The following is a 24,152-nucleotide window of genomic DNA, read 5'->3' on the forward strand; positions in this document are numbered from 1 at the left end:
ACTTTACCAGATGCGCCGATGGCTTGGGAAAGCACGATCATACTGGCAATGGTAGCGTTACCTCGGACCCATTTTGCATGCAGCCGTTCATTTGAGCAGCGTCAAGCCTTTCGAAATTCGCATTGATAGACTTCAACACGTTAGGAATCCGCCTAACGGCACCTACGGCCATGCGACACTGGGTGGCCATAGCCAGAGGATAGGAATGAACGTGAACGACGATCTCGACACAGCAAATGGAAAGCTTTCCGCCCAAGAAGCGTACTGCGCGCGCCAACGGCTCGCCAAGGACCAGGCGGCGCTTTTTCCCACCCGACTCGCCATGGCGCGCTGGCGCGGCGGCGGCCTCCCCCACCTGCACCCCGGTCACCCGCCGCTGCGCGCCGCCTGGTATGCGCGCACCATGCGCAACCACCAGGCCTGGCTCGACCGCGGCGGCTTTGCGCAGCACGACGAGCTGGCGCCTTTGCGAAAGCCGGCCATGTGGCAAGCGCCACCAGCCAGCGCACTGCAACCGGGATTGCAGGTTTCTCAACAAAACAACCACTACCGTACCCAGCAACATTCCCAGCAAAACTCGCAGCAGAATTCGCAGCCTCCCTGCCGCCCGGATCGCGATGGCGATGCCCGGCAGTGCGGCACTTGCACCTGAACCGGCGCAGCCTTCCGGCAGGACGCCGGGGGCATCCGATGAGACCGGGAACAGGCTGACGGAAAAACGAGGCAATGGCAGGCAGCGGTATAAATGGAAACGTATAAATGGAAACGTATAAATGGAAACGTATAAATGGAAACGACGGCCAAGGCCGTCGTTTCCGTTCCTGCGGCAGGCATGCTTGGCAAGCCTCCCAGGGACGTACTACCATGAGGAATGGAATTCTCTCGAAAACCGCACAGCGTGCAGTGGGATAGCGTGTCGCGGTCCCGGTTGATCGAAGCGGCTGCCTCTTTCGTCCCTTGCCATTCGCGCTACCGTTCCACTATAGCCGCTGGGCGTCTGTATGCAAGGACAAAGTGCTTGGAACCTAGCCGGTAGGTTCTCAGCGCAATTTCGGCACGGCTCCGTGATACGCCGCCTTCACCGCACTTTCGCCGACCGCCGCGCCAAATTTCTTGAGCACTCTTTCTGGTAGGCCTTCGTGGGCCGTGTAGTCGACGATGTCCTCGGCCTTGACGATGTCGCGCGCCACCGTGTCGACGGTGCCGAAGGCGTCGGCCAGGCCCATGTCCACCGCCCGGGCGCCGGTCCAGTACAGGCCGGAGAAGGTCTCAGGGGTTTCCTTCAGGCGCTTGCCGCGCCCGGCGCGCACCACCGCGATGAATTGCTGGTGGATCTCGTCCAGCATCTCCTGGGCGTGTTCGCGGTGTTTCCCGGATTGCGGGCTGAACGGGTCGAGGAAACCCTTGTTCTCGCCGGCCGTCAGCAGGCGCCGCTCGATGCCCAGCTTGTCCATGGTGCCGGTGAAGCCGAAACTGTCCATCAGCACCCCGACCGACCCGACGATCGAGGCCTTGTTGACGTAGATGCGGTCGGCCGCCGAGGCGATGTAATAGCCGCCCGAGGCGCAGATCTCGTCCACCACCACGTACAGCGGCTTGTCGGGATAGCCGCGCTTGAGGCGCATGATCTCGTCGACGATGATGCCGGCCTGGACCGGGCTGCCGCCCGGGCTGTCGATGCGCAGCACCACCGCCGCCGAACCGGGGTCCGAGAACGCCTTGTTCAGCGAAGGGATCACGGTATCGGCCGCGCCGCTGCCTTCTGCTTCGATCTCGCCGTTAATTTCGATTAACGCCGTATGACGTCCCAGGTTTTCGGTGTCGCCGCTACCGAAATTGAAGTCGTAGTACGCCCACAGCGCCAGCAGGGCGACGGTGAGGAAACTCAGTTTGAAGAAGATGCTCCAGCGGCGCGCGCGGCGCCGTTCCTGGACGGTGGCGAACACCAGCTTCTCGAGCGTCTCGCGCTCCCAGTTGCCTACCGTCGGATTTGCTGCGAGCCGGCTGTCGCCGGGATGGTCATGGCTCGTTTGGTCACTCATAAGTCGGATGGTCGAGGGCGAGCGCTATCCCTGCGCAGGCGCGCGGAACCGCTCGTCGGGCAACCAGTATATCTTGCCCGCGTCTTCGTGTACCGCGATCGGATGCAGGCGCCCGCCGCGGCAAGGACCACCCGCGCATTTGCCGGTGTCTGGCTCGTACACCGCGCCGTGGGTGGCGCACATCAGGTACTGGCCGCCGGACTCGAAGAATTCGCCTTCGTTCCAGTCGAGCTCGATCGGAACGTGGGCGCAGCGGTTCAGGTAGCCATAGACTTGCCCGCCGTGGCGGACCGCGAAGCCGGTCGCCGGCTGGCCGAAGGCCTGCAGCGCAAAGCGCACGCCGCGGCCCGCATCGACTAATGCGTCGGCATCACACACGAACAAACGGGCATCTTCCGTCATTTACACGCCCCGGGGTTCAGGCATGCTCGAGCAACCAGGCATGCAGCTCGGGGATCGTCCGCGCCGAGAACAGCGGATTGCAGGTTTGTAGCTGGGCCACCGGATGCGCGCCAAACTCGACCGCGATGCCGGACGCGCCGGCATTGTTCGCCATCATGAGGTCGTGGGTGGTGTCGCCGATCATCACGGTGCGCCGCAAGTCCTGGCCCAGCTCGCGGGTCAGTTCTTGCAGCATGGCGGGATGGGGCTTCGAGAATGTCTCATCCGCGCAACGGGTGGCATCGAAGATCGACAGCAGGCCGGTCGCATTCAGGGCCCGGTTCAGGCCCACGCGGCTCTTGCCGGTGGCCACCGCCAAAAAATAGCCCTCATTATTAAGATCGGCCAACATCTCGCGTACGCCCTTGAACAACACGAGTTCGTGGTCCTTCGTCAAAAAGTGATAGCGGTAGCGCTCGACCATGCGCGGGTAGAGTGCCGGCTGGATGTCGGGCATCACGGCCTGCATTGCCTCGGCCAGGCCGAGGCCGATGACATGGGCGGCCGAGGTATCGCTCGGGACCGGCAGGCCGAGGTCGCGCGCCGCCGCCTGGATGCACTTGACGATGGCCGCCGTGCTATCCATCAGCGTGCCATCCCAGTCGAACACGATCAGGTCAAATTGTTTTCTTGCCATTAATTATTTAGCAGCGGCATCAGCCGCCGGTCTCCATGGATTGTTGGCGCGTCGTGCGGTCATGCGCTCGGCTGCCTCAAGCTTAGCAAGAACCGCTCGCATTCCTCAGGCATCGGCGCGCGCAAGGTCATCCGCTCGCCGCTGTCCGGGTGGGTGAACGTGATCTGGTGCGCGTGCAGGAACATGCGCTTGAGCGCCCCGCGGCCCTCGCCCGCCTTGTGTAACTGTTTATTGAACGCGAAGTCGCCGTATTTTTCGTCGCCCAGGATCGGAAAGCCGGAAGATGCCAGGTGGACCCGGATCTGGTGCGTGCGCCCCGTCTTGAGCTCGGCTTCGAGCAAGGCAAAATTTTGCCATTTTTTTAACAAATTAAAAATGGTATGCGCTTCCTGGCCGCCAGCCTGGACCACGACGCGCTTTTCGCCATCCGCCGTCGTGTACTTATGCAGCGGCAATTTCACGTGCTGGCGCTTGTTGTGCCAGTCGCCTTTCACCGCGGCGAAATACCGTTTGTCGGTGGTGCCGTCGCGCATCTGGTCGTGCAGGTTGGTCAGTGCCGTGCGCTTCTTGCCGATCAAGAGCAGGCCCGATGTCTCGCGGTCGAGCCGGTGCACCAGTTCCAGGAACTTGGCTTGCGGACGCGCGGCGCGCAACTGCTCGATCACGCCATACGAGACGCCGGAGCCGCCGTGCACGGCCACGCCGGCCGGCTTGTTGATGACAAGTAGGTGCGTGTCCTCGAACACGATCGGGAACTCGGTTCCAGGCACGGTGTCGTTATTGGCTTTTTCGGCGATGCGGATCGGCGGGATGCGCACGGTATCGCCTTCGGCCAGGCGGTACAACTGGTCGATGCGGCCCTTGTTGACACGCACCTCACCCGAACGGAGGATGCGGTAAATATGGCTCTTCGGAACGCCTTTGCAGACACGCAACAGGTAGTTATCGATGCGCTGTCCGGCGTCTTCTTCGCCGATTGTCACGAATTGTGCCTGCAGCGCCTGTTGTGATGAAGGGGAAACAACATCGTTTTGGGTCGCCATTCGCTCTGTCTTCCCAGAAATTCTCTGTAAGTCCTTCATTTTGAATATATAATCGACAGGCGGCGGTCAAACCTCTGCTGGTGTAAGAATTAAAACGATATTTTACACAGGGGCGCGCTCCATCGGCCCCGCTCAATGCAAATTCGATGGAAAGAAATGTGTACGCACATCCTTGCGCCGATCAGGGTTGCACCTGCAGTTGTAATCGGGTTGTGCGCAAAGATGCAGGATTGGATTGTCAGGATTCTTAAGGATAAGTACCGGCAAGCAGATCTTGCTTGTCGGGTGATGGTGTCGATAACGCTTGTCGTTTTTCGCCGGGCTCGATGCAGGACCATCCTCACGACTTGAGCAAGGCTGTCTCTTCGCCTCCAGGTCCTGGACGGTTGCTGGCATCGGTCCGGCTGGCTGTTAGCACGCCCCCTTCGTTCGCCGCTGTGCCAACCCCAACGTGGTGGCAATCGGCCGGCCGAGGTCGCGGCGTGTGTAGACAATGACGTTCGGCCCCACAGCGCCCTGTTGCGACAGCGGTTGTTTTCGCTGGTTCGCACGCCCGGGCATACCCCCTCCTGATCTCCCTTCCCCGCATACATCCCTGTAGCTGCGCCGCCCGCGAGGGCAGCCATCACACGGCCCACGGGTCGCGGAGTTTATAAAAATGAAACGCATGTTGTTTAACGCTACGCAGCAAGAGGAGCTGCGCGTAGCGATTGTCGACGGTCAAAAACTGATCGACATCGATATCGAGACTGCCGGTCGCGAACAGCGCAAGTCCAATATCTACAAGGGTGTCATCACCCGCATCGAACCCTCCCTCGAAGCCTGCTTCGTCTCCTACGGCGAAGACCGCCACGGATTCCTCCCCTTCAAAGAAGTTGCCCGCTCGTATTTCCGCGAGGGCGTCGACGTGCGCAACTGCACGATCAAAGAGGCGCTCAAGGAAGGCCAGGAAATCATGGTCCAGGTCGAGAAAGAGGAACGCGGTAACAAGGGCGCGGCCCTGACCTCGTTCATCTCGCTGGCCGGCCGCTACCTGGTCTTGATGCCGAACAATCCGCGCGGCGGCGGCGTCTCGCGCCGGGTCGAAGGCGAAGAACGCCAGGAACTGCGCGAAACGATGGACAAACTTGACCTGCCGCAAGGCATGTCGGTGATCGCCCGCACCGCAGGCATCGGCCGCAACGTCGAAGAGCTGCAGTGGGACTTGAACTACCTGATGCAGCTGTGGCGCGCGATCGAAGGCGCCGGCAAATCGGCCGCCGGCGCTTTCCTGATCTATCAGGAGTCGTCGCTCGTCATCCGCGCCATCCGCGACTACTTCCAGCCCGATATCGGCGAAGTGCTGATCGATACCGACGACATCTACGAACAGGCCCAGCAGTTCATGAGCCACGTGATGCCGGACATGGCGCACCGTGTAAAACGCTACAGCGACGACGTGCCGCTGTTCTCGCGTTTCCAGATCGAACACCAGATCGAGACCGCCTACGCGCGCACCGTGCCGCTGCCATCGGGCGGCGCGATCGTGATCGACCACACCGAAGCCCTGGTTTCCATCGACGTCAACTCGGCGCGCGCCACCCGCGGCTCGGACATCGAGACCACCGCCTTCAACACCAACTGCGAAGCGGCCGACGAAGTCGCCCGCCAGCTGCGCCTGCGCGACCTGGGCGGCCTGATCGTGATCGACTTCATCGACATGGAAGTGGCCAAGAACCAGCGCGAAGTCGAGCAGCGCCTCAAGGACGCCCTGCACCACGACCGCGCCCGCGTCCAGATGGGCAAGATCTCGCGGTTTGGCTTGATGGAGCTTTCGCGCCAGCGCCTGCGTCCTTCGCTGTCCGAAGGCTCGCACGTGACCTGCCCGCGCTGCTCGGGCACCGGCCACATCCGTGATACCGAATCGTCGGCCCTGCAAGTCCTGCGCATCATCCAGGAAGAGGCCATGAAAGAAAATTCGGCCGCGATCCACGTCCAGGTGCCGGTCGACGTCGCCGCCTTCTTGCTGAACGAAAAGCGTGGCGAAGTGCTCAAGATCGAGAACCGCCACCGCATCACCGTGATCCTGATCCCGAACAAGCACCTGGACACGCCGCACTACAAGCTCGAGCGCATCAAGCACGACGATCCGCGCCTCGAAGACGCGCACGCCAGCTACGCGATGGCCGAGACCGCCGACACCGACATGGCCTACGCCAAGCGCCAGAAAGAAGAAGCGAAACCGCGCCAGGAAGCCGTCGTCAAGACCATCACCCCGGCCCAGCCGGCGCCGGTGGTCGACCGCAGCGAAGCGGCAAAGTCGGCAGCCGCTGCGGCCAAGCCTGCAGCCGCGCCAGTCGCCGCCCCGGCGCCGGCGCCGGCCGAAAAAGGTTTCTTCGCCCGCCTGCGCGACTTCATCTTCGGCGCACCGGAAGAGCCCGTCGCAGCGCCAGTCGTGGTCGAGAAGCCGGCCGCGCCTGCGCCGGCCGAGCGCGGCGATCGCAACAACCGCAACAAGGGTGGCCGCAACGGCGGCCGCAATGGCGAACGTGGCGCCAAGCCGGGCCGTGAGCGCGAAGAACGCGACGCCGTCGCCAAGGGCGCCCCTGGCGAAGAAATCGCCAAGGCGCCGCAGGGCGAGGAAGCCCGCGAAGGCCGCCAGCCGCGCCAGCCACGCGAACGCAAGCCGCGTGAACCACGCGAGCCACGCGAACTGGTCGAAGGCGCAGCACGCGTCGAGGGCGCCGAGCGTCCCGAGCGCGGCGAGCGCAAGGAGCGCCAGCCACGCCAGCCGCGCGAGCGTACCGAACGCCTCGAGCGCACCACCCAGGCCATCGAAGCCAAGCTCGATGAAGTGAGCGTGAGCCAGGTCGTGGCCAGCGAGACCATCGCGGTGAGCACCACCGGCCCCGAAGGCACGCAAGAAGTCGTGCAGCAAGTCATCAAGTCGGTGACCACCATCGGCCCGGACGGCGAAGAAATCGACGGCGACGGCGACGAGCCGCGCCGCCGCCGCCGTCGTGGCGGCCGTAACCGCAACCGTCGCGACCGCGACCAGGTCGAGGGCGGCGAGACGCTGGAAGGTGCGGACGACGCACCGGCCTTCACCCCGGTAGCCGATGAAGAAGCGGCCAAGGTCGCTGCCGCCGCCAAGGCTGCCAAGGCCAAGCCGGCACGCGCTGCGGCGCACGATGCGTGGCCATTCCCGACCTCGGCGTCGGTGGCGGCTGCGAAGGCGGCCGAAGAGAAGGCTGCGGCGCCTGCCGCTCCGGCTCCGGCACCTGCCGCACCGGCAGCGCTTGCTGCCGACGCGATCCCGTTCCCGACCGCAGCCTCGGTTGCTGCCGAGCAGAACATGTTCCCAACGGCTGCGTCGGTCGCTGCCGCACGTGCTGCTGCCGCTGCCGAAGCGGCGCCAGCGCCGGCACCTGCCCCGGCTCCGGCTCCGGCTCCGGCTCCGGTCGAGCAGGCGCCGGCGGCGCAGGCTGCTCCGGCGCCAGCCCTTGTGGTCGAAGCGGCGCCTGTGGCGGAACCGGTTACAGCGTCGGCGGTCGAGACCGCGCCGGCAGCGGCACCGGCCATCACCGTCGCACCGACGCCGGTCGCCGCTCCTGAGGCCAGCGCACCGGCGCCGGGCGCCGCCCTGGCTGCGGCGCCAGCCGCACCGGCAGCGCCAGCGCCAGCCGCAGCATCGGCAACTGCGGCCGAAGTACCGGCAACTGCGGCCGAAGCACCGGCCAAGCTGGACGACGTGCTGGCCCAGGCCGGCCTGCAACTGGCGTCGACCGACCCTGAAAAACTGCGCGCCGCCCAGGAAGCCGCCGTGGCAACCCCGGTCCGCCTGGGCCGTGCCCGCAAGCCGGTGGTGGCGCCGGTCGATGAGCCGCTGGTGCAGGTCGATACGACGCGTCAGTAAGCGTTAGCCGGCAAGACCCGACGCCGTTCCCGCACAGACGGGAACGGCGTTTTTTATTGGACTATATTAAGCAACAGTATTTCCATTTGGATCTGATACGGGCAGCTTCATCGGCCCCGTGCTATCGTACTGAAATGGCTGAAAAAATCATTCTGATCAATGACCTGCGCTCATCCGCGCTGCAGGTCCCGGCCGTGCTTGACGCCCCGACTGGCCTGCTCAGCGACGCGCTCGGGCGGCCCCTGCACGACCTGCGCATCTCGGTCACCGACCGCTGCAACTTTCGTTGCGTGTATTGCATGCCGAAGGAAGTGTTCGACAAGGATTACCAATACCTGCCGCACGGCGACCTGCTGTCGTTCGAGGAAATCACGCGCGTGGCGCGGCTGTTCGTGGCGCATGGCGTCGAGAAGCTGCGCCTGACCGGCGGCGAGCCGCTGCTGCGCAAGAACCTCGAGCGCCTGGTCGCGATGCTGCGCGCCCTGCCCACGCCAAGCGGCCGTCCGCTCGACCTCACGCTCACCACCAACGGTTCGATCCTGAAGCGCAAGGCGCAGCTTCTTGCGGACGCCGGCCTGGACCGCGTCACGGTGTCGCTCGACGCGATGGACGACAAGGTCTTTCGCAGCATGAACGACGTCGACTTCGCCGTCGCCGACGTCCTGCACGGCATCGACGCCGCCCACGCGGCCGGCCTGGGGCCGGTGAAGGTCAATATGGTGGTCAAGGGCGGCACCAACGACGACCAGATCCTGCCGATGGCGCGCCACTTCAAGGGCTCGCCCACGATCCTGCGCTTCATCGAATTCATGGACGTCGGTGCCTCCAACGGCTGGAATATGCGCGAGGTCGTGCCGTCGCAAGAAGTGGTGCGGCGCATCTCGGCCGAGCTGCCGCTGGCGCCAGTGGCGGCCAACTACAGCGGCGAGACCGCCTCGCGCTGGCGCTACCTCGACGGCAGCGGCGAGATCGGCGTGATCTCGAGCGTCACCCAGGCCTTCTGCGGCGACTGCTCGCGCCTGCGCCTGTCGACCGAGGGCAAGCTGTATACTTGCCTGTTCGCCACCCGCGGCCACGACCTGCGCGCGCTGCTGCGCGCCGGGCGCAGCGACCTGGAGCTGTCCGGCGCCATCGCCCAGCTGTGGCGCGGGCGGGCCGACCGCTATTCCGAGACCCGCACGGCGGAGACCGGCATCGGGCAGCGCGACGGCGCACGCAAGGTTGAAATGTCCTATATAGGCGGATGATGGAACAAGGGATGATCAGCGGACTGGTATTGGCGGGCGGTCGCGGCTCGCGCATGGGCAATGTCGACAAGGGCTTGCAGCCCTTCCGGTCGAGCACCATGGTCGAGCACGTGCTGGCGCGCCTGCGCCCGCAGGTCGGGCCGGTGGCGATCAGCGCCAACCGCAATCTCGATACCTACCGCGCCTTCGATGTGATGGTGCTGCCGGACGAGATCGCCGACGGGCTGGAGCCATTCCCGGGACCGCTGGCCGGTCTTGAAGCCGGCTTGCGCCACTGCGCCACGCCCTACCTGCTGGCCGTGCCCTGCGACTCGCCCTTCCTGCCATCCGACCTGGCAGCGCGCCTGTCCGCCGCGCTGCAAGAGGCCGATGCCGACGTCGCCTACGCCGCGACCCAGGAGCCGGGCATGCGCGCGCAGCCGCATCCCGTGTTCTGCCTGGTGCGTGTCGACCGGCTGCCGGCGCTGTCCTCGTATCTGAGTGAAGGCGGCCGCCGCGTCGACGGCTGGTACCGCGACCTGAAGGCGGTCGAGGTGATCTTCGACGACGCCGACGCCTTCCGCAACATCAATACGCTGGACGAGCTGCGCGGCCTCGACGCTTCCTCGCCTCCTGCTCCCCCGCCCTTCCCCGCCAGCCTGGCCCAGGTGGCCAGCTGCATCAACGGCTACGACCCGGACGCCTTGCGCGTGCAGGACGCCCAGCGCATCATCCGCGATTTCGTGCAGCCGGTACGCGCCGTCGAGATGGTCGCGCTGCGCACTGCGCTCGGCCGCGTGCTGGCGCGCGACCTGGTCTCGCCGATCGACGTGCCGGCGCACGACAACTCGGCCATGGACGGCTACGCGCTGCGCGGCGCCGACCTGCCGCCAGAAGGCACGGTGACCCTGCGGGTGGCCGGCATCGCCTATGCCGGCAAGCCGCTGGACATTGCGATCCGGCCCGGAGAATGCGTGCGCATCATGACCGGCGGCGTGATGCCGGCCGGCTGCGACAGCGTGCTGCCGCAGGAATTCGCCGACAGCACCACCGACGACACCGTGACCTTGCGCGCGGGCGCCATCCGTCCAGGGGACAACCGCCGCCTGGCGGGCGAAGACCTGAAGGCCGGCAGCGCCGCATTGAAGGCCGGCCGCATCATCCGTCCGGCCGACCTGGGCCTGTGCGCCTCGCTCGGCTTTGCAGAGATTCCCGTGCAGCGCCGCCTGCGGGTCGCCTTCTTCTCGACCGGCGACGAGCTGCGCTCGATCGGCCAGGCGCTCGACGCAGGCTGCGTCTACGACAGCAACCGCTACACGATCTACGGCATGCTGACCCGCCTGGGCTGCGAGATCATCGACATGGGCGTGGTGGGCGACAGCCCCGAAGCACTCGAAGAAGCGCTGCGCACCGCCTGCGAGAACGCCGACGCGATCATCACCTCGGGCGGCGTCTCGGTCGGCGCGGCCGACTACACCAAACAGGTGATGGGCCAGCTGGGCGATGTGACGTTCTGGAAGATCGGCATGCGCCCGGGCCGGCCGCTGGCCTTCGGCCGCGTGTCCTCCAACGGCCGCAGCGCCTTTTTATTCGGCCTGCCGGGCAATCCGGTGGCGGTGATGGTGTCGTTCTACTTCTTCGCGCGCGAGGCGCTGCTGCAGATGATGGGCGCCGAGGCGCCACTGCCGCTGCTGCGCGCGCGATCAAACAGCCCGATCCGCAAGAAGCCGGGGCGCACCGAGTACCAGCGCGGGATCGTCGCGCGTGGGGATGACGGGGAGCCCGAGGTGCGCATTACCGGATCGCAGGGTTCGGGCATCTTGCGCTCGATGTCGGAGGCCAATTGCATGGTGGTGCTGCATGATGGGCAGGGCAATGTCGCGGCGGGGGAGATGGTCGACATTCTCCCGTTCGAGGGCTTGTTCTGAATTACCGATCTTACCGATCGGTACTATTATCCAAGCTTTGATGAATTTCCTTGCAATCCTTACCGATCGGTGACTTTTGCCTGTCATTCAGGCATAATTTCATTAAATCTTACCGATCGGGCTGAAGGGACTGTGCAATGGAAAACGCGCGAATTGCCGAGCGGGTTGAAAATGAGATTGCCATCACTTCGGTACGCGAGATTGGCAATCTGATTCGTCAAACGCGAAAAAGCCAGAAGATGACCCAGCAAGACATCTCTGGCCTGGCGGGACTTGGCAACCGCTTCATCATCGATCTCGAGCACGGCAAGGAAACGATCCAAGCACAAAAGGTGATCGACGTTCTTCACTTGCTGGGCCTTGAGCTCATCATACGGAAGCGCTGACCGTGGCCAAGTCCGCATTGCCTCCCACGCTCTCCGTATTCGGTCCGCAGGGACAGATCGGGATCTTGTATCCAGGCGAGCCCTTGAGTTTTTCCTACTGCCAAGAATGGCTGGGAAATTCCGAGTCTGCGCCACTACACCCGGACATTCCAATGCAGCCAGGACGCAGCCATTCTCGCTACGTCACCGCGTTCTTTGAAAACTTGCTGCCCGAAGGCGATCAGCGCAAGCTCATCACGATGCGCGAACAGGTCTCGAGCGTCTACGGACTGCTGTCCAAAGTAGGTGGGGAAAGCGCGGGATCGGTCGTCTTGCTGCCCCAAGGCGAGCAACCACAGGAACCGATCTACCAGGCACTGACTTGGCAGCAGGTCAACGCGCTTGTCCACAATGACGGCAAGCAGGCCAAGGAACTGGCGGAGATCGAGCGAGACGCGCGCGGACTGCCCACGCCGCGCATGTCGATATCTGGAGCGCAGCACAAGCTGCTGCTGTACATCGCTGCCGACGGGACACCGCACCGTCCCATGGGCAGTTCTCCCTCGACCCATATCCTGAAGCCGGATATCGTCAGGACCGATATCCGCGTGTTTGCATCGGCCGCTAACGAAGCCATCATGATGACGCTGGCGCGCTGGTGCGGGCTGCCGGTCGCAGCGGTCACTTATGAACCCGTGACGCGGTCCTGCCTGGTCACTCGCTACGACCGGATTCCACTCGCCAATGGCCGCTTGCGGCGAATCTGGCAAGCCGACTTTTGCCAACTGCTTGGCATTGCGTCGACCATCAAATACGAACATGATGGTGGTCCCGGATTCAAGGACTGCTTCGACCTGCTGGGCCAATCCACGCAGCCAGCGCCTGACCGGCAGAATCTCTTGCGCTGGCTCTTTTTCAATCTCTACACCGGCAACAACGACTCGCACGCGAAGAACCTGTCGATGATCGCCAGCGGAAAAGGTATGCGGCTCGCCCCGTTCTATGACCTGATGGCGACGCGCGTTTACAGAGGACTTGGTACCGAATTCGCATTCAGGATTAACGGCGAGAATAATCCCGGCCAGCTCGACACACGCCATGTGCAGGCATTGGCCGACGAGCTTGGGGTGAAGCCGGCATATCTCCGGAAACTCGGCGCCGATATGGCGACCGCGATCCTGGCCGCCCTGCCCCTGGCAACCGCAGAGGTCCTGCCCATGCTGGCGCCGGGCGAACGCGTGATGGCCGAGCGTATCTCCGAGAAAGTAGGATCGCTGACCAAAAAGCTGTGCGCGAAAATGCTTGGCGCCACCAGCTGATCCACCCACGCGTCAGTCGTCGCGTTCCAGTCCGTCCGGCCCCAGCATCAACTGCGCCGCCTCGCTCGGCAAGGCCTCCACCGACTTGAGCTTGCGCGCCATCTGGCGGCTGCGCACCTCGGCGCTTTCGATATTCTTGGCTGCCTTTTCCAGGGCCAGCTTGGTGGTCGCCAGCACGTCGCCGAACTTGGTGAACTCGGTCTTCACCGCGCCCAGTACCTGCCACACCTCGGATGAGCGCTTCTCCAGCGCCAGGGTGCGGAAGCCCATCTGCAGACTGTTGAGCAGCGCGGCCAGGGTCGACGGGCCGGCGATCGTCACCCGCAAGGTGCGCTGCAGGTCGTCGGCCAGGCCGGGACGGCGCATCACTTCGGCATACAGGCCCTCGGTGGGCAGGAACAGGATCGCAAAATCAGTCGTCTGCGGCGGCGACACGTATTTGTCGCAAATGGTGCGCGCTTCCGTACGCACTGCACGTTCCAATTCAGCGCCAGCACGCGCCACGCCGTCAGCATCGGCCACGTCGGCCGCCGCCAGCAGGCGCTCGTACTGCTCTTTCGGAAACTTGGCGTCGATCGGCAGCCAGAGCGGCGCACCGCCGTCGACCACGCCCGGCAACTTGATCGCGAATTCGACGCGCGCATTCGATCCCGCCACCGTCTCGACGTTCTTGCCGTACTGGTCGACAGTGAGCACCTGCTCCAGCAGCATCTCGAGCTGCACCTCGCCCCAGGTGCCGCGGGTCTTGACGTTGGTGAGCACGCGCTTCAGGTCGCCCACGCCGATCGCCAGCTGCTGCATCTCGCCCAGCCCCTGGTGCACTTTTTCGAGCCGTTCCGACACCTGGCGGAACGATTCGCTCAATCGCGTCTCCAGGGTCGCATGCAGTTTTTCGTCGACCGTCTGGCGCATCTCTTCCAGGCGCTTCGCGTTGTCGCCCTGCAGGTCGCGGATCTTGGTCTCGAGCGTGTTGCGCACCTCGAGCATGCGCTGGGCATTCGACTCGGTGAGGTTGCCCAGGGTCTGCTGCAAGGTATCGGCAAAGCGCTTCAGTGCGCGCGCCTGCTCTTCTCGCCCGCTGCTCGAATGCAGCTGCATCTGCTGGCGCATGCTGTCCAGTTGCTGGACGGTGGCATTGTGATATTGGGCCAGGTGACCGGCCAGTTCCTGGCGGGTCGATTGCGCGCTGGCTTGCAGCTCTTGCCGCAGCTCGCGCTCCAGGCGCTCGACGTGGTTGCCGTCGCCGTTGCTGCGCATGCGCAGCAGGACAGCAAGCAGCAGGCCGGCCACGATGACGAGGCCGGCCAGGATGAGGATGTCGGCGACGGTCATGGCGGCGCTCAGTCAGGTTTGTTGCGCATCCAGTCCGCAGTCTGGAAGAAGGAATTCATCATGCGCACGCGCAGCGTGTCGTCGTAGCCCAGGTCTTCCATGGCCCAGGCCATGCAGCGCAACCACTGGTCGCGTTCCGCGCTGCCGATCGCGAACGGCAGGTGGCGCGCGCGCAGGCGTGGGTGGCCGTAGCGCTCGATGTACAGGTCAGGGCCACCCATCCAGCCGGACAGGAACATGAAGGTCTTCTCGCGCGAGCTGTCGTTGGGCACCGGATGCATGGCGTGGATGCCGGCGAAATCGGGCTCCAGCTGCATCAGGTCATAGAAGCGGTCGACCAGCGCCCGCAGGCGCTCGCCGCCGCCCATCATCTCGTACAGGGTCTGGGGTTCGGCCTGTACTTCGTTGCTCGTTTCGGTGTTATGTTCAGACATTCCGCCATGATAGCGTAGGGTCGGCGGCTTTGCCGCCGACGCGGTGATGGTTGGCCGAAAATTCATCCGGCACGACATCGGCACCGATAACAATCAACGCGTCGGCGGCGAACCGCGGGGCCGCCGAGGCCAACCTTACGGTGTTCACGCCAGCATCAAGCTTCGCGCAAGGTCTGCAACGGCGGCTGGCGCAACACCCCGCGCAGGCCCAGCCAGCCGCCGACGATCGCGCACAGCGCGCCGACGCACAGGCCCGCCAGCCACACGCCCGGCTCGAACACCCACGGGAACTTGAACTGGTACGTCGCCAGGGCCCAGCCCAGCGCCGCCGCGCCGCTCGCCGCCAGCAGGCCCGCCAGGCCGCCGACCAGCACGAACTCGATGCGCTGCGCCTGCGCCAGCTGCTGGCGGGTGGCGCCCAGCGCGCGCAGCAGGCCGGCCTCGCGCGTGCGCTCGGATTGCGATCCCATCAGCGCCGCGTACAGCACCAGCACGCCCGAGGCGAGCGTGAACAGGAACAGGAACTCGACTGCCGTCACCACCTGGTCCAGCACGTCCTGCAGCTGTCGGATGATGCCCGAGACGTCGATCACGGTCAGGTTCGGATAGTTGCGGGTCAACGCATTGCCCAGGTTCGCGCCTTCAGGCGGCACGTGGAAGGCCGTCATATAGGTGGTGGGCGCATCGGCCATCGCCGCCGGATTGATGATGACGAAGAAGTTGGCGCGCATCGAACCCCACTCGAGCTTGCGCACGCTGGTGATCTTCGCCTCCACGAGCAAGCCGGCCATGTCGAAGCGCATCGTGTCGCCCAACTCGAGGCCCAGGCGCTCCATGATGCTCTGCTCGACCGAGGCCTCGGCCACGCCGGGACCGTCCTTGAACCACTCGCCCTGCACCACTTCGTTCGCCAGCGGCAGCACCTTGGTGGTCGACAGGTTGAATTCGCGGTTGGCCAGGCGCCGCGCCTCGCCGTCCTGGAAGGTGTCGCGCGTGATCGGCTTGTCGTTGAGCGCCGTCAGGCGGCCGCGGATCATCGGGTACAGCACCGGCTCCTTGACGCCGGCCGCCACCAGCTGGCCTTCCACCCCCTGCTTCTGCTCGGGCAGGATGTTGATGACGAAGCGGTTCGGCGCGTCGGCCGGCGTGGCCAGCTGCCAGGCCGCCATCAGGTCGCCGCGCACCACGGTGAGCAGGAGCAGCGCCATCAGGCCGAGCGCCAGCGACACCACCTGCACCACGGTGGCGCCGGGACGGCGCTGCAGCGAAGTCACGGCGAAACGCCAGGCCTGGTGCCTGAAGGCGCCGCGCATGCGGCGCAGCCCTTGCAGGCCGAGCCAGGCGACCAGCGCGAAGAAGGCGAAGCCGCCCAGGAAGCCGCCGGCGGTCACCAGCGCCAGGGTCGCGTCGCCCGCCTGCCACAAGAGCAGCAGGAAGAACACGCCGATGCCGAGGCCATAGGTCGCCAGCGCCGCCGGCTGCGGCGCGCCCTGCTCGCGCCGGATCACGCGGTTGTGCGGCACGTTGCGCAGCTGGAGGATCGGCGGCAGCGCAAAGCCCACCAGCAGCAGCATGCCGGTGGCCACGCCCTGCAGCGCGGGCAGCATCGATACCGGCGGCAGCGCGGTCTTGATCAGCGAAGCGATCATCTCGAGCAGCACGAAGTGGGCGCCGAAGCCGACCAGCACCCCGATCGCGCTGCCGAGCAGGCCGATGAATCCGAATTCGAGCAGGTACAGCACGGTGACCTGGTTCTGGGTCAGGCCCAGGCAGCGCAGCATGGCGCAGGCGTCCAGGTGACGCCCCATGAAGCGGCGCGCCGCCATCGCCACTGCCACCGCCGCCAGCATCGCCGACAACAGGCCCACCAGCGACAGGAACAGGCCGGCGCGGTCGAGCGTGGCGCGCATCTCGGGACGGCCGTTTTCCAGCGTCTCGATGCGCACGCCCTTGATATTGTTGTCGCGGATCTGGGCGCGTATCCACTGTTCGTAGTCGCGCACCGCGGCCATGTCGTTGGCGTCTTTTGACGCGACCATCAGGCGGAAGCTCACGCGCGCGAAGTCGTCGACCAGGCCCGTGGCCTGCAGGTCTTCCAGCGCCAGCATCACGCGCGGCGCGAAGTTGGCGAACGAGGCGCCCTTATCGGGCTCGGTCGCGATCAGCTGGGCGATGCGGAACTGGCTGTTGCCCAGGGTGAGCATGGCGCCGACTTCGGTGTGCAGCTGCGGCAGCAGGCCGGGATCGACCCAGACCGTGCCGCGCGCCGGCACCTCGCGCGTGGGCTGGCCTTGCGCGCCGCCGGCAGCGACCGGGTCGGTCGTGATGCTCACCTGGCCGCGCAGCGGATAGCCTGGCGAGACGGCCTTGATCGACGACAGCTGGGCCAGCGAGTCGTCGCCCTCGCCGGCTTGCGCCATGCTCGGGAAGGTGACGGTATCGGCCAGCACCAGGCCGCGCCTCTGCGCTTCGGCGCGCCATTCCTGGCGTACCGGATCGTCGGTGTTGACCAGCAGGTCGGCGCCGAGCAGCTGGTGGGCGTCGCGGTCCATGCCCGCCCGCATGCGGTCGATGAAGAAGCCGACCGAGGTCAAGGCCGCGACCGCGACGATCAGCGCCACCAGCAGGAAGCGCAGCTCACCGGCGCGCCAGTCGCGCGCCGTCATGCGAAGAGCCTGGACGAACATGGAGTCGATCCCCTCTATGAGTTATCAGTCAAGCGTTGGCGAAGAATTCGTCGACTTCGGCCAGGAAGGCGCGTTTGCGCTCCGGGTCGACGAAGGCGGCCTGGAAGCTGTTGCGCGCCAGCTGGCGTGCGTGGCTTTCATCGAGCGGCAGCGCGGCGAAGGCGGCGAAATAATTCTCGTTGACGTAGCCGCCGAAATAGGCCGGATCGTCCGAATTGACGGTCACCGCGAGATTCGCGTCGAGCAGGGTGCGCAGGTTGTGCGAACCCATTACGTCGAACACGCGCAGCTTGATATTCGACAGCGGACACACGGTCAATGCCATCTGTTCGCGCGCCAGGCGCTCGACCAGTCCAGGGCTTTCCAGGCTGCGCACGCCGTGGTCGATGCGCTCGACCTTGAGCACGTCGAGCGCGCTTTCGATATACGCCGGCGGGCCCTCTTCGCCCGCATGCGCCACCAGATGCAAGCCGAGCGAACGGGCGCGCTCGAACACGCGCGCGAATTTTTCGGGCGGGTGGCCGACCTCGGACGAATCGAGGCCGACGCCGATGAACTTGTCGCGATAGGGAAGCGACTGCTCCAGCGTGTCGATCGCCTCGTCTTCGGACAGGTGGCGCAGGAAGCACATGATCAGGCTGGCGCTGAGCGGCGCGTCCTGGCAGGCGCGCCAGATGCCGTTGACGACGGTCTCGAACGGTACGCCGCGCGCGGTATGCGTTTGCGGATCGAAGAAGATCTCGGCATGGCGGACGTTATCTGCATGGGCCCGCGCGAGATAGGCCGCGGTCATGTCGTAGAAATCCTGCTCCTTCAGCAGCACGCTGGCGCCGGCATAGTAAATATCGAGGAAGGATTGGAGATCGCTGAAAGCGTAGGCCTCGCGCAACGCTTCGACCGAGCTATAAGCGAGTTTGACGCCGTTTCTTTGCGCAAGCTCAAAAATCAGTTCTGGTTCGAGCGAGCCCTCGATGTGGATGTGCAGTTCTGCCTTGGGCATGTTCTGCAGCAGTTTGCGCAGGCGTTCGTCGAGCATGGTTTTCTCCAACAGGTACATCAGACAATATTCAAAAGTGCGGGCCGATCGGTCATGCCGACCGGGACCGACCGACAAGTGTAACGCATGCTGGCTTTCGCCTGCGCCGCAGCAAAAATTGTCCGGTTCGCCTCTATGGTTCGCCTCGACGACATGCACGATTCGCGTGCGCCGCGTGTTGAGCAGTTCGTGCACTATCGGCTCACAAGGGAAGAAAATGGAGGTGCCGCCGGCGCGTCGATCTTCTCGTTCCGACCGGCCTCGACGCCGTGTTCCGGTCCCGCCTTCCCAGGGCCGCCGCGACGCCTGCAAAAACCGACTTTCCATAGCTGAATCAAGTACTTGGTACTACGTCGCCAGCCCGCACGACACAGCTTTGACTTCGGAAACTAATAGGCACATAATAAATTTCATAAACGCAAAAAAGACGTTCTCCACAGCGAACAGACGAGGAGCGCGCGACAAAGATACCGGGGCCCCGGGCAGTTTCACCAACTGCTGTGACAGTGATTCGTTGTTGGCACATTAAAGGAACTTCAATGAGCATCTTTGAAAACTACGCGGCCCGATACGAGCGTACCCGGGAAGAAGAATACTCCCTCGCCGAATTTCTCCAGCTATGCAAGAAAGACCCGCTGACCTATGCCAGCGCACCTGAACGCATGCTGGCCGCGATCGGCGAACCGACCCTGGTCGATACCCGCCTCGATCCCCGCCTGTCGCGCATCTTCGCCAACAAGGTGATCAAGATCTATCCGGCCTTCCGCGAGTTCTACGGCATGGAAGAAGTGATCGAACAGGTGGTGTCCTATTTCCGCCATGCGGCGCAGGGGCTCGAAGAACGCAAGCAGATCCTGTATCTGCTCGGCCCGGTCGGCGGCGGTAAATCGTCGATCGCCGAAAAACTGAAAAGCCTGATGGAACTCGTGCCCTTTTATGCGATCAAGGGTTCGCCGGTGAACGAATCGCCGCTGGGCCTGTTCAGCGAAGAAGAAGACGGCACCATCCTCGAAGAAGACTACGGCATTGCGCGCCGCTACCTGCGCGCCATCCCGAGTCCGTGGGCCGTCAAGCGCCTGCATGAATACGGCGGCGACATCAATAAATTCCGTGTGGTGAAGCGCTATCCGTCGATTTTGAAACAGATCGCCATTTCCAAGACCGAACCGGGCGACGAAAACAACCAGGATATTTCTTCGCTGGTCGGCAAGGTCGATATCCGCAAGCTCGAAGACTTTCCACAAGACGATCCGGACGCCTACAGCTATTCCGGCGGCCTGTGCCTGGCGAACCAGGGCCTGATGGAGTTCGTCGAGATGTTCAAGGCGCCGATCAAGGTGCTGCATCCACTGCTCACGGCCACGCAAGAGGGCAACTACAAGGGCACCGAAGGCTTCGGCGCGATTCCCTTCGACGGCATCGTGCTGGCGCACTCGAACGAATCCGAATGGAAGACCTTCCGCAATAACCGCAATAACGAGGCATTCCTCGACCGCATCTATATCGTGAAAGTGCCGTATTGCCTGCGCGTGTCCGACGAAGTGCAGATCTACGACAAGTTGCTGCGTAATTCCTCGCTCGACAAGGCGCCGTGCGCGCCCGGCACCCTGCGCATGATGTCGCAATTCGCCGTACTGTCGCGCCTGAAGGATCCCGAGAACTCGAGCATCTTCTCCAAGATGCTGGTCTACGATGGCGACAACCTCAAGGACACCGATCCCAAGGCCAAATCGCTGCACGAATATGTCGACTATGCCGGCGTGGACGAAGGCATGAACGGCCTGTCGACCCGCTTCGCCTTCAAGATCCTGTCCAAGGTCTTCAACTTCGACAATACCGAGGTCGCGGCCAATCCGGTCCACCTGCTGTATGTGCTCGAACAGCAGATCGAGCGCGAGCAATTCCCGCCAGAGACAGAACAGCGCTATCTGTCGTATATCAAGGAACACCTGGCGCAGCGCTACGTCGATTTCATCGGCAAGGAGATCCAGACTGCCTACCTGGAAAGCTATTCCGAGTATGGCCAGAATATCTTCGACCGCTACGTGACCTTCGCCGACTTCTGGATCCAGGACCAGGAATTCCGCGATCCCGATACCGGCGAGAGCTTCGATCGCGAATCGTTGAATTCCGAGCTGGAAAAGATCGAGAAGCCGGCCGGCATCTCGAATCCCAAGGACTTCCGCAACGAGATCGTCAACTTCAGCCTCAGGGCGCGGGCCACCAATGCCGGCAAGAATCCGGCCTGGACCAGCTACGAGAAGTTCCGCAGCGTAATCGAGAAGAAGATGTTCTCGAATACCGAGGAACTTTTGCCGGTGATTTCCTTCAATGCAAAAGCGAGTGCCGAGGATGCGAACAAGCATGCCGACTTCGTCGCCCGCATGGTAGAGAAAGGCTATACACCAAAGCAGGTACGTCTGTTGTGCGAATGGTATCTGCGCGTGCGCAAATCGTCGTAATGGCAGCCCATGCGCGTTGCCGGCTGGCCGCAGGCCGCCACCGGCGATGTGCAAACGCTGCGCGTGCGCCGCACGCTCGTTCGCGCAGCGTATTAAGATAGAGGTGTCGCCGCCTGACGACGACACCAGAGCGCGAGCGGTAGATCGTGTGCCGACAGTTCCGCGCTTATATATGAGCAGGAGGCCTGTTTTGACTTACCTCATCGACCGTCGCTTGCAGGGCAAGAACAAGTCAGCGGTCAACCGCGAACGCTTCCTGCGCCGCTACAAGGCGCAGATCAAGGATGCGGTCGGCCGCGCGATCAAGGGCCGCTCGATCACCGACATCGAGAACGGCGAAAAGGTCACCATTCCCGTCAAGGACGTGAGTGAACCCCATTTCGGCCACGCCCATGGCGGCGTGTATGAAACCGTCAACCCCGGCAATACCGAATATCAAAAGGGCGACCAGTTCAATCGCCCACGCGGTGGCGCCGGCGGCGCCGGGCGCGGTCGCGCCGGCAATAGCGAACAGACCGTCGAAGACGACTTCATCTTCGAGCTGTCGCGCGAAGAATTCATGAATTATTTCTTCGAGGATCTTGAGCTGCCGAATATGGTCAAGACGCAGCTGAGCCAGACCATCGAATACAAGAACCAGCGCGCCGGCTACAACGTGTCCGGCACGCCGTCGAATATCCACGTGCTGCGCTCGCTGCGCGGGGCATTGGGACGCCGCATTGCCATCGGCGGCCCCGCGCGGCGCGAATTGGCGGATGCCGAAGAAGCGCTGCAGGCGCTGCTCGACGACGGCGCACCGTCGGATGATGAGGGGGTGATCGAACTGAAGGACCGCATCCACCACCTGCACATCCGCCTCAACGCCATTCCATTCATCGATCCGTTCGACCTGCGTTATGCAAACCGGATCAAGGTGCCCAAGCCCAGCACCCAGGCCGTGATGTTCTGCATCATGGACGTGTCGGGCTCGATGGACGAGACGCGCAAGGACACGGCCAAGCGCTTCTTTATCCTGCTCTATCTCTTCTTGAAGCGGGTCTACGAAAAAATCGACGTCGTGTTCATCCGCCACCATACGGCGGCGGCCGAGGTCGACGAGAACGAGTTCTTCCATTCACGCGAGTCGGGCGGCACGGTCGTGTCCTCGGCCCTGCACCTGCTGCAAAAAGTGATCACCGAGCGCTACGGCAGCGCCGACTGGAACGCCTATGTGGCGCAAGCCTCGGATGGCGACAACTGGGACAACGACTCGGTGCTGTGCAAGCAGATCCTCAGCAGCGCGATCATGCCGCGCGTGCAGTATTACACCTATGTCGAGATCACCGATGGCCCGCCGCAGAACCTGTGGGAACAATACTGCGACGTCGCCGCCCAGCACCGCAATTTCGCGATGCAAAAGATCGTGACCCCGGCCGACATCTACCCGGTATTCCGGGAACTGTTCAAGAAGCAGGCCAAATGACCTGCGGCTGAGGGACGCCACCTGCAGACAATAGCGAGGCGCATATGCCAAGAGATCCAAGCAATCCGCGCGCCCTGCCCGAACAGTCGGAGTGGACCTTCGACCTGATCGAGCAGGCGCACGAAGAAATCAAGCGGGTGGCCAAGCGCTATGGCCTGGACACCTATCCGAACCAGCTCGAGATCATCACCGCCGAGCAGATGATGGATGCCTATACCTCGGTAGGCATGCCGGTGTCGTATAACCACTGGTCGTTCGGCAAGCACTTCCTGAGCACCGAGAAAAGCTACCGCCGCGGCCAGATGGGCCTGGCCTACGAGATCGTCATCAACTCGAATCCCTGCATCGCCTACCTGATGGAAGAAAACAGCCTGACGATGCAGGCACTGGTGATTGCCCACGCCGCCTACGGCCACAACTCTTTCTTCAAGGGCAATTACCTGTTCCGCAGCTGGACCGATGCCGACGCCATCGTCGACTATATGGTGTTTGCCAAGAACTATATCGCCGAGTGCGAGCAGCGCTATGGCATCGACGCGGTCGAGGAGCTGCTCGATTCCTGCCACGCCCTGCAGAACTATGGTGTCGACCGCTACAAGCGGCCGGCCAAGCTGTCGGTGGCGCAAGAGGCGGCGCGCACCAAGGAGCGCGAAGAATACGCCCAATCCCAGGTCAATTCGATCTGGCGCACCCTGCCCCAGCGCGAAGAACAGGTGGCGGCCGATGCGCCCGCCCACCGCTTCCCACCTGAGCCCGAAGAAAACCTGCTGTATTTCATCGAGAAATACGCCCCGCTGCTCGAACCCTGGCAGCGCGAGCTGGTACGCATCACACGCAAGATCTCCCAGTATTTTTATCCGCAGCGCCAGACCCAGGTGATGAACGAGGGCTGGGCCACCTTCTGGCACTACACGATCCTGCAAGACCTGTATAAAGAGGGGATCGTCGGCGACGGCTTCATGCTCGAGTTCCTGCAAAGCCATACCAACGTGGTCTACCAGCCGCCCGCGAACAGCCCGTATTACAGCGGGATCAACCCGTATGCGCTCGGTTTCGCGATGATGACCGATATCCGCCGCATCTGTGAGAACCCGACCGATGAAGATAAAATCTGGTTCCCTGACATTGCCGGCAGCGACTGGCTCAAGACGCTCGACTTCGCGATGCGCAACTTCAAGGACGAAAGCTTCATCGCCCAATACCTGTCGCCCAAGTTGATCCGCGATTTCCATTTCTTCGCCGTGCTGGACGATGACCGCAGCGACAAGCTGACCATCTCCGCCATCCACGACGAGGCCGGCTACCGCTATGTGCGCCACAAGCTGGCCGAGCAATACAACCTGGGCAGCCGCGAGCCGAACATCCAGGTCTGGCAAGTCAATACGCGCGACGACCGCGCCCTCACCCTGCGCCACACGCAATACAACCGTCGCCCCCTGAATGGGCAGGCGCAAGAGGTGCTCAAGCACGTGGCGCGGCTATGGGGCTTCGACGTGCGGCTCGAGACGGCCGACCCGGCCGGCCACGTGGTCAGCTTCCTGGAGTGCCGGCGCGAGAAGCGCGGGCGCTGATTTCTCCCCCTGTATGCGTAGTGGACGCGGCCGCCACGGCCGCGGCGCATCGACGCGCTCGTAGCGGGGACTGCGTCGACGATGCGCAGGGCTGGCGGTGACGCCGCCGATGCTGCTTTTCTCCTCCCACTGCGAGGTACAAGCAGCTTGCCTTGCTTATGCATGTTCAATTACGCTCATACGGTATCGCCAACATACAGATTTCATGGTATGTTCGCGACATCACATGTTAGCGCTGTCACAACCAAGTCATGGCAATGTGGTGGTGAAGC

At 63.6% G+C, this 24,152-nt stretch carries 17 protein-coding genes; 9 read left to right on the top strand and 8 right to left on the bottom strand.

Annotated elements, in window-relative coordinates; translation table 11 throughout:
• Nucleotides 1-205: 205 nt before the first annotated feature.
• Entirely contained in the window at nt 206-652 is a 447-nt protein-coding gene (locus E8M83_RS08445) for a hypothetical protein (RefSeq protein ID WP_170976732.1), read from the top strand.
• 388 nt (nt 653-1,040) lie between these two features.
• On the opposite strand, the gene E8M83_RS08450 is transcribed toward E8M83_RS08445, so the two are convergent.
• Genes E8M83_RS08450 through E8M83_RS08465 form a run of 4 tightly spaced genes read right to left on the bottom strand, consistent with a single transcriptional unit; the run spans nt 1,041 to nt 4,163 of the window.
• On the bottom strand, nt 1,041-2,042 hold the full coding sequence (locus tag E8M83_RS08450; protein WP_137172925.1) for a S49 family peptidase: 1,002 nt from the start codon (nt 2,040-2,042) through the stop codon (nt 1,041-1,043).
• A gap of 24 nt (nt 2,043-2,066) precedes the next feature.
• On the bottom strand, nt 2,067-2,444 hold the full coding sequence (locus E8M83_RS08455; RefSeq protein WP_137172926.1) for a Rieske 2Fe-2S domain-containing protein: 378 nt from the start codon (nt 2,442-2,444) through the stop codon (nt 2,067-2,069).
• 16 nt (nt 2,445-2,460) lie between these two features.
• Complete coding sequence (locus E8M83_RS08460; RefSeq protein WP_137172927.1) at nt 2,461-3,120, bottom strand: HAD-IIIA family hydrolase; 660 nt, start codon at nt 3,118-3,120, stop codon at nt 2,461-2,463.
• Between the two features lie 59 nt (nt 3,121-3,179).
• A complete protein-coding gene (locus E8M83_RS08465; protein ID WP_170976737.1) occupies nt 3,180-4,163 on the bottom strand; it encodes an RluA family pseudouridine synthase in 984 nt (327 codons plus the stop codon).
• A 658-nt stretch (nt 4,164-4,821) separates the two neighbouring features.
• Between E8M83_RS08465 and E8M83_RS08470 the strand changes: the two genes are divergently transcribed.
• The 5 genes from E8M83_RS08470 to E8M83_RS08490 all read left to right on the top strand — a co-directional run bounded on the left by E8M83_RS08470 (nt 4,822) and on the right by E8M83_RS08490 (nt 12,896).
• The gene (locus E8M83_RS08470; protein WP_137172929.1) at nt 4,822-8,058 is read left to right on the top strand and encodes an Rne/Rng family ribonuclease; all 3,237 of its coding nucleotides are present in this window, start codon (nt 4,822-4,824) and stop codon (nt 8,056-8,058) included.
• 134 nt (nt 8,059-8,192) lie between these two features.
• Complete coding sequence (moaA, locus tag E8M83_RS08475; RefSeq protein WP_137172930.1) at nt 8,193-9,305, top strand: GTP 3',8-cyclase MoaA; 1,113 nt, start codon at nt 8,193-8,195, stop codon at nt 9,303-9,305.
• A gap of 11 nt (nt 9,306-9,316) precedes the next feature.
• On the top strand, nt 9,317-11,212 hold the full coding sequence (gene glp, locus E8M83_RS08480; protein WP_137172931.1) for a gephyrin-like molybdotransferase Glp: 1,896 nt from the start codon (nt 9,317-9,319) through the stop codon (nt 11,210-11,212).
• Between the two features lie 137 nt (nt 11,213-11,349).
• On the top strand, nt 11,350-11,598 hold the full coding sequence (locus E8M83_RS08485) for a type II toxin-antitoxin system Y4mF family antitoxin (protein ID WP_137172932.1): 249 nt from the start codon (nt 11,350-11,352) through the stop codon (nt 11,596-11,598).
• 2 nt (nt 11,599-11,600) lie between these two features.
• Nucleotides 11,601-12,896 carry a type II toxin-antitoxin system HipA family toxin gene (locus E8M83_RS08490; RefSeq protein WP_137172933.1) on the top strand — a complete coding sequence of 432 codons (1,296 nt, stop codon included), beginning with the start codon at nt 11,601-11,603 and terminating at the stop codon, nt 12,894-12,896.
• A gap of 12 nt (nt 12,897-12,908) precedes the next feature.
• Here the strand turns inward: E8M83_RS08490 and rmuC are convergent, their stop codons facing one another.
• The 4 genes from rmuC to E8M83_RS08510 form a co-directional block, all read right to left on the bottom strand.
• Nucleotides 12,909-14,228 (bottom strand): DNA recombination protein RmuC, encoded by a 1,320-nt coding sequence (gene rmuC, locus E8M83_RS08495; protein ID WP_137172934.1) that lies wholly within the window; start codon nt 14,226-14,228, stop codon nt 12,909-12,911.
• Between the two features lie 8 nt (nt 14,229-14,236).
• Nucleotides 14,237-14,662 (bottom strand): group II truncated hemoglobin, encoded by a 426-nt coding sequence (locus tag E8M83_RS08500; RefSeq protein ID WP_137172935.1) that lies wholly within the window; start codon nt 14,660-14,662, stop codon nt 14,237-14,239.
• Nucleotides 14,663-14,817: 155 nt separating this feature from the next.
• Nucleotides 14,818-17,349 (bottom strand): ABC transporter permease, encoded by a 2,532-nt coding sequence (locus tag E8M83_RS08505; RefSeq protein WP_137172936.1) that lies wholly within the window; start codon nt 17,347-17,349, stop codon nt 14,818-14,820.
• A 28-nt stretch (nt 17,350-17,377) separates the two neighbouring features.
• A complete protein-coding gene (locus E8M83_RS08510; RefSeq protein ID WP_137172937.1) occupies nt 17,378-18,385 on the bottom strand; it encodes an adenosine deaminase in 1,008 nt (335 codons plus the stop codon).
• A gap of 539 nt (nt 18,386-18,924) precedes the next feature.
• On the opposite strand from E8M83_RS08510, the gene E8M83_RS08520 reads away from it, so the two are divergent.
• The 3 genes from E8M83_RS08520 (at nt 18,925) to E8M83_RS08530 (ending at nt 23,880) form a co-directional block, all read left to right on the top strand.
• The gene (locus tag E8M83_RS08520) at nt 18,925-20,847 is read left to right on the top strand and encodes a PrkA family serine protein kinase (protein ID WP_137172939.1); all 1,923 of its coding nucleotides are present in this window, start codon (nt 18,925-18,927) and stop codon (nt 20,845-20,847) included.
• Between the two features lie 190 nt (nt 20,848-21,037).
• The gene (locus E8M83_RS08525; protein ID WP_137172940.1) at nt 21,038-22,309 is read left to right on the top strand and encodes a YeaH/YhbH family protein; all 1,272 of its coding nucleotides are present in this window, start codon (nt 21,038-21,040) and stop codon (nt 22,307-22,309) included.
• A gap of 44 nt (nt 22,310-22,353) precedes the next feature.
• Complete coding sequence (locus tag E8M83_RS08530; protein WP_137172941.1) at nt 22,354-23,880, top strand: SpoVR family protein; 1,527 nt, start codon at nt 22,354-22,356, stop codon at nt 23,878-23,880.
• Nucleotides 23,881-24,152 lie beyond the last annotated feature (272 nt).

It is taken from the genome of Massilia sp. HP4 (assembly GCF_005222695.1).
Lineage (GTDB): Bacteria > Pseudomonadota > Gammaproteobacteria > Burkholderiales > Burkholderiaceae_D > Telluria.

Bases quoted from the DNA above. Each gene is read 5' to 3' on its own strand.
- E8M83_RS08445 (WP_170976732.1), top strand. From the start codon at position 206: ATGAACGTGAACGACGATCTCGACACAGCAAATGGAAAGCTTTCCGCC.
- E8M83_RS08450 (WP_137172925.1), bottom strand. From the start codon at position 2,042: ATGAGTGACCAAACGAGCCATGACCATCCCGGCGACAGCCGGCTCGCA.
- E8M83_RS08455 (WP_137172926.1), bottom strand. From the start codon at position 2,444: ATGACGGAAGATGCCCGTTTGTTCGTGTGTGATGCCGACGCATTAGTC.
- E8M83_RS08460 (WP_137172927.1), bottom strand. From the start codon at position 3,120: ATGGCAAGAAAACAATTTGACCTGATCGTGTTCGACTGGGATGGCACG.
- E8M83_RS08465 (WP_170976737.1), bottom strand. From the start codon at position 4,163: ATGGCGACCCAAAACGATGTTGTTTCCCCTTCATCACAACAGGCGCTG.
- E8M83_RS08470 (WP_137172929.1), top strand. From the start codon at position 4,822: ATGAAACGCATGTTGTTTAACGCTACGCAGCAAGAGGAGCTGCGCGTA.
- moaA (WP_137172930.1), top strand. From the start codon at position 8,193: ATGGCTGAAAAAATCATTCTGATCAATGACCTGCGCTCATCCGCGCTG.
- glp (WP_137172931.1), top strand. From the start codon at position 9,317: ATGATCAGCGGACTGGTATTGGCGGGCGGTCGCGGCTCGCGCATGGGC.
- E8M83_RS08485 (WP_137172932.1), top strand. From the start codon at position 11,350: ATGGAAAACGCGCGAATTGCCGAGCGGGTTGAAAATGAGATTGCCATC.
- rmuC (WP_137172934.1), bottom strand. From the start codon at position 14,228: ATGACCGTCGCCGACATCCTCATCCTGGCCGGCCTCGTCATCGTGGCC.
- E8M83_RS08500 (WP_137172935.1), bottom strand. From the start codon at position 14,662: ATGTCTGAACATAACACCGAAACGAGCAACGAAGTACAGGCCGAACCC.
- E8M83_RS08505 (WP_137172936.1), bottom strand. From the start codon at position 17,349: ATGTTCGTCCAGGCTCTTCGCATGACGGCGCGCGACTGGCGCGCCGGT.
- E8M83_RS08510 (WP_137172937.1), bottom strand. From the start codon at position 18,385: ATGCTCGACGAACGCCTGCGCAAACTGCTGCAGAACATGCCCAAGGCA.
- E8M83_RS08520 (WP_137172939.1), top strand. From the start codon at position 18,925: ATGAGCATCTTTGAAAACTACGCGGCCCGATACGAGCGTACCCGGGAA.
- E8M83_RS08530 (WP_137172941.1), top strand. From the start codon at position 22,354: ATGCCAAGAGATCCAAGCAATCCGCGCGCCCTGCCCGAACAGTCGGAG.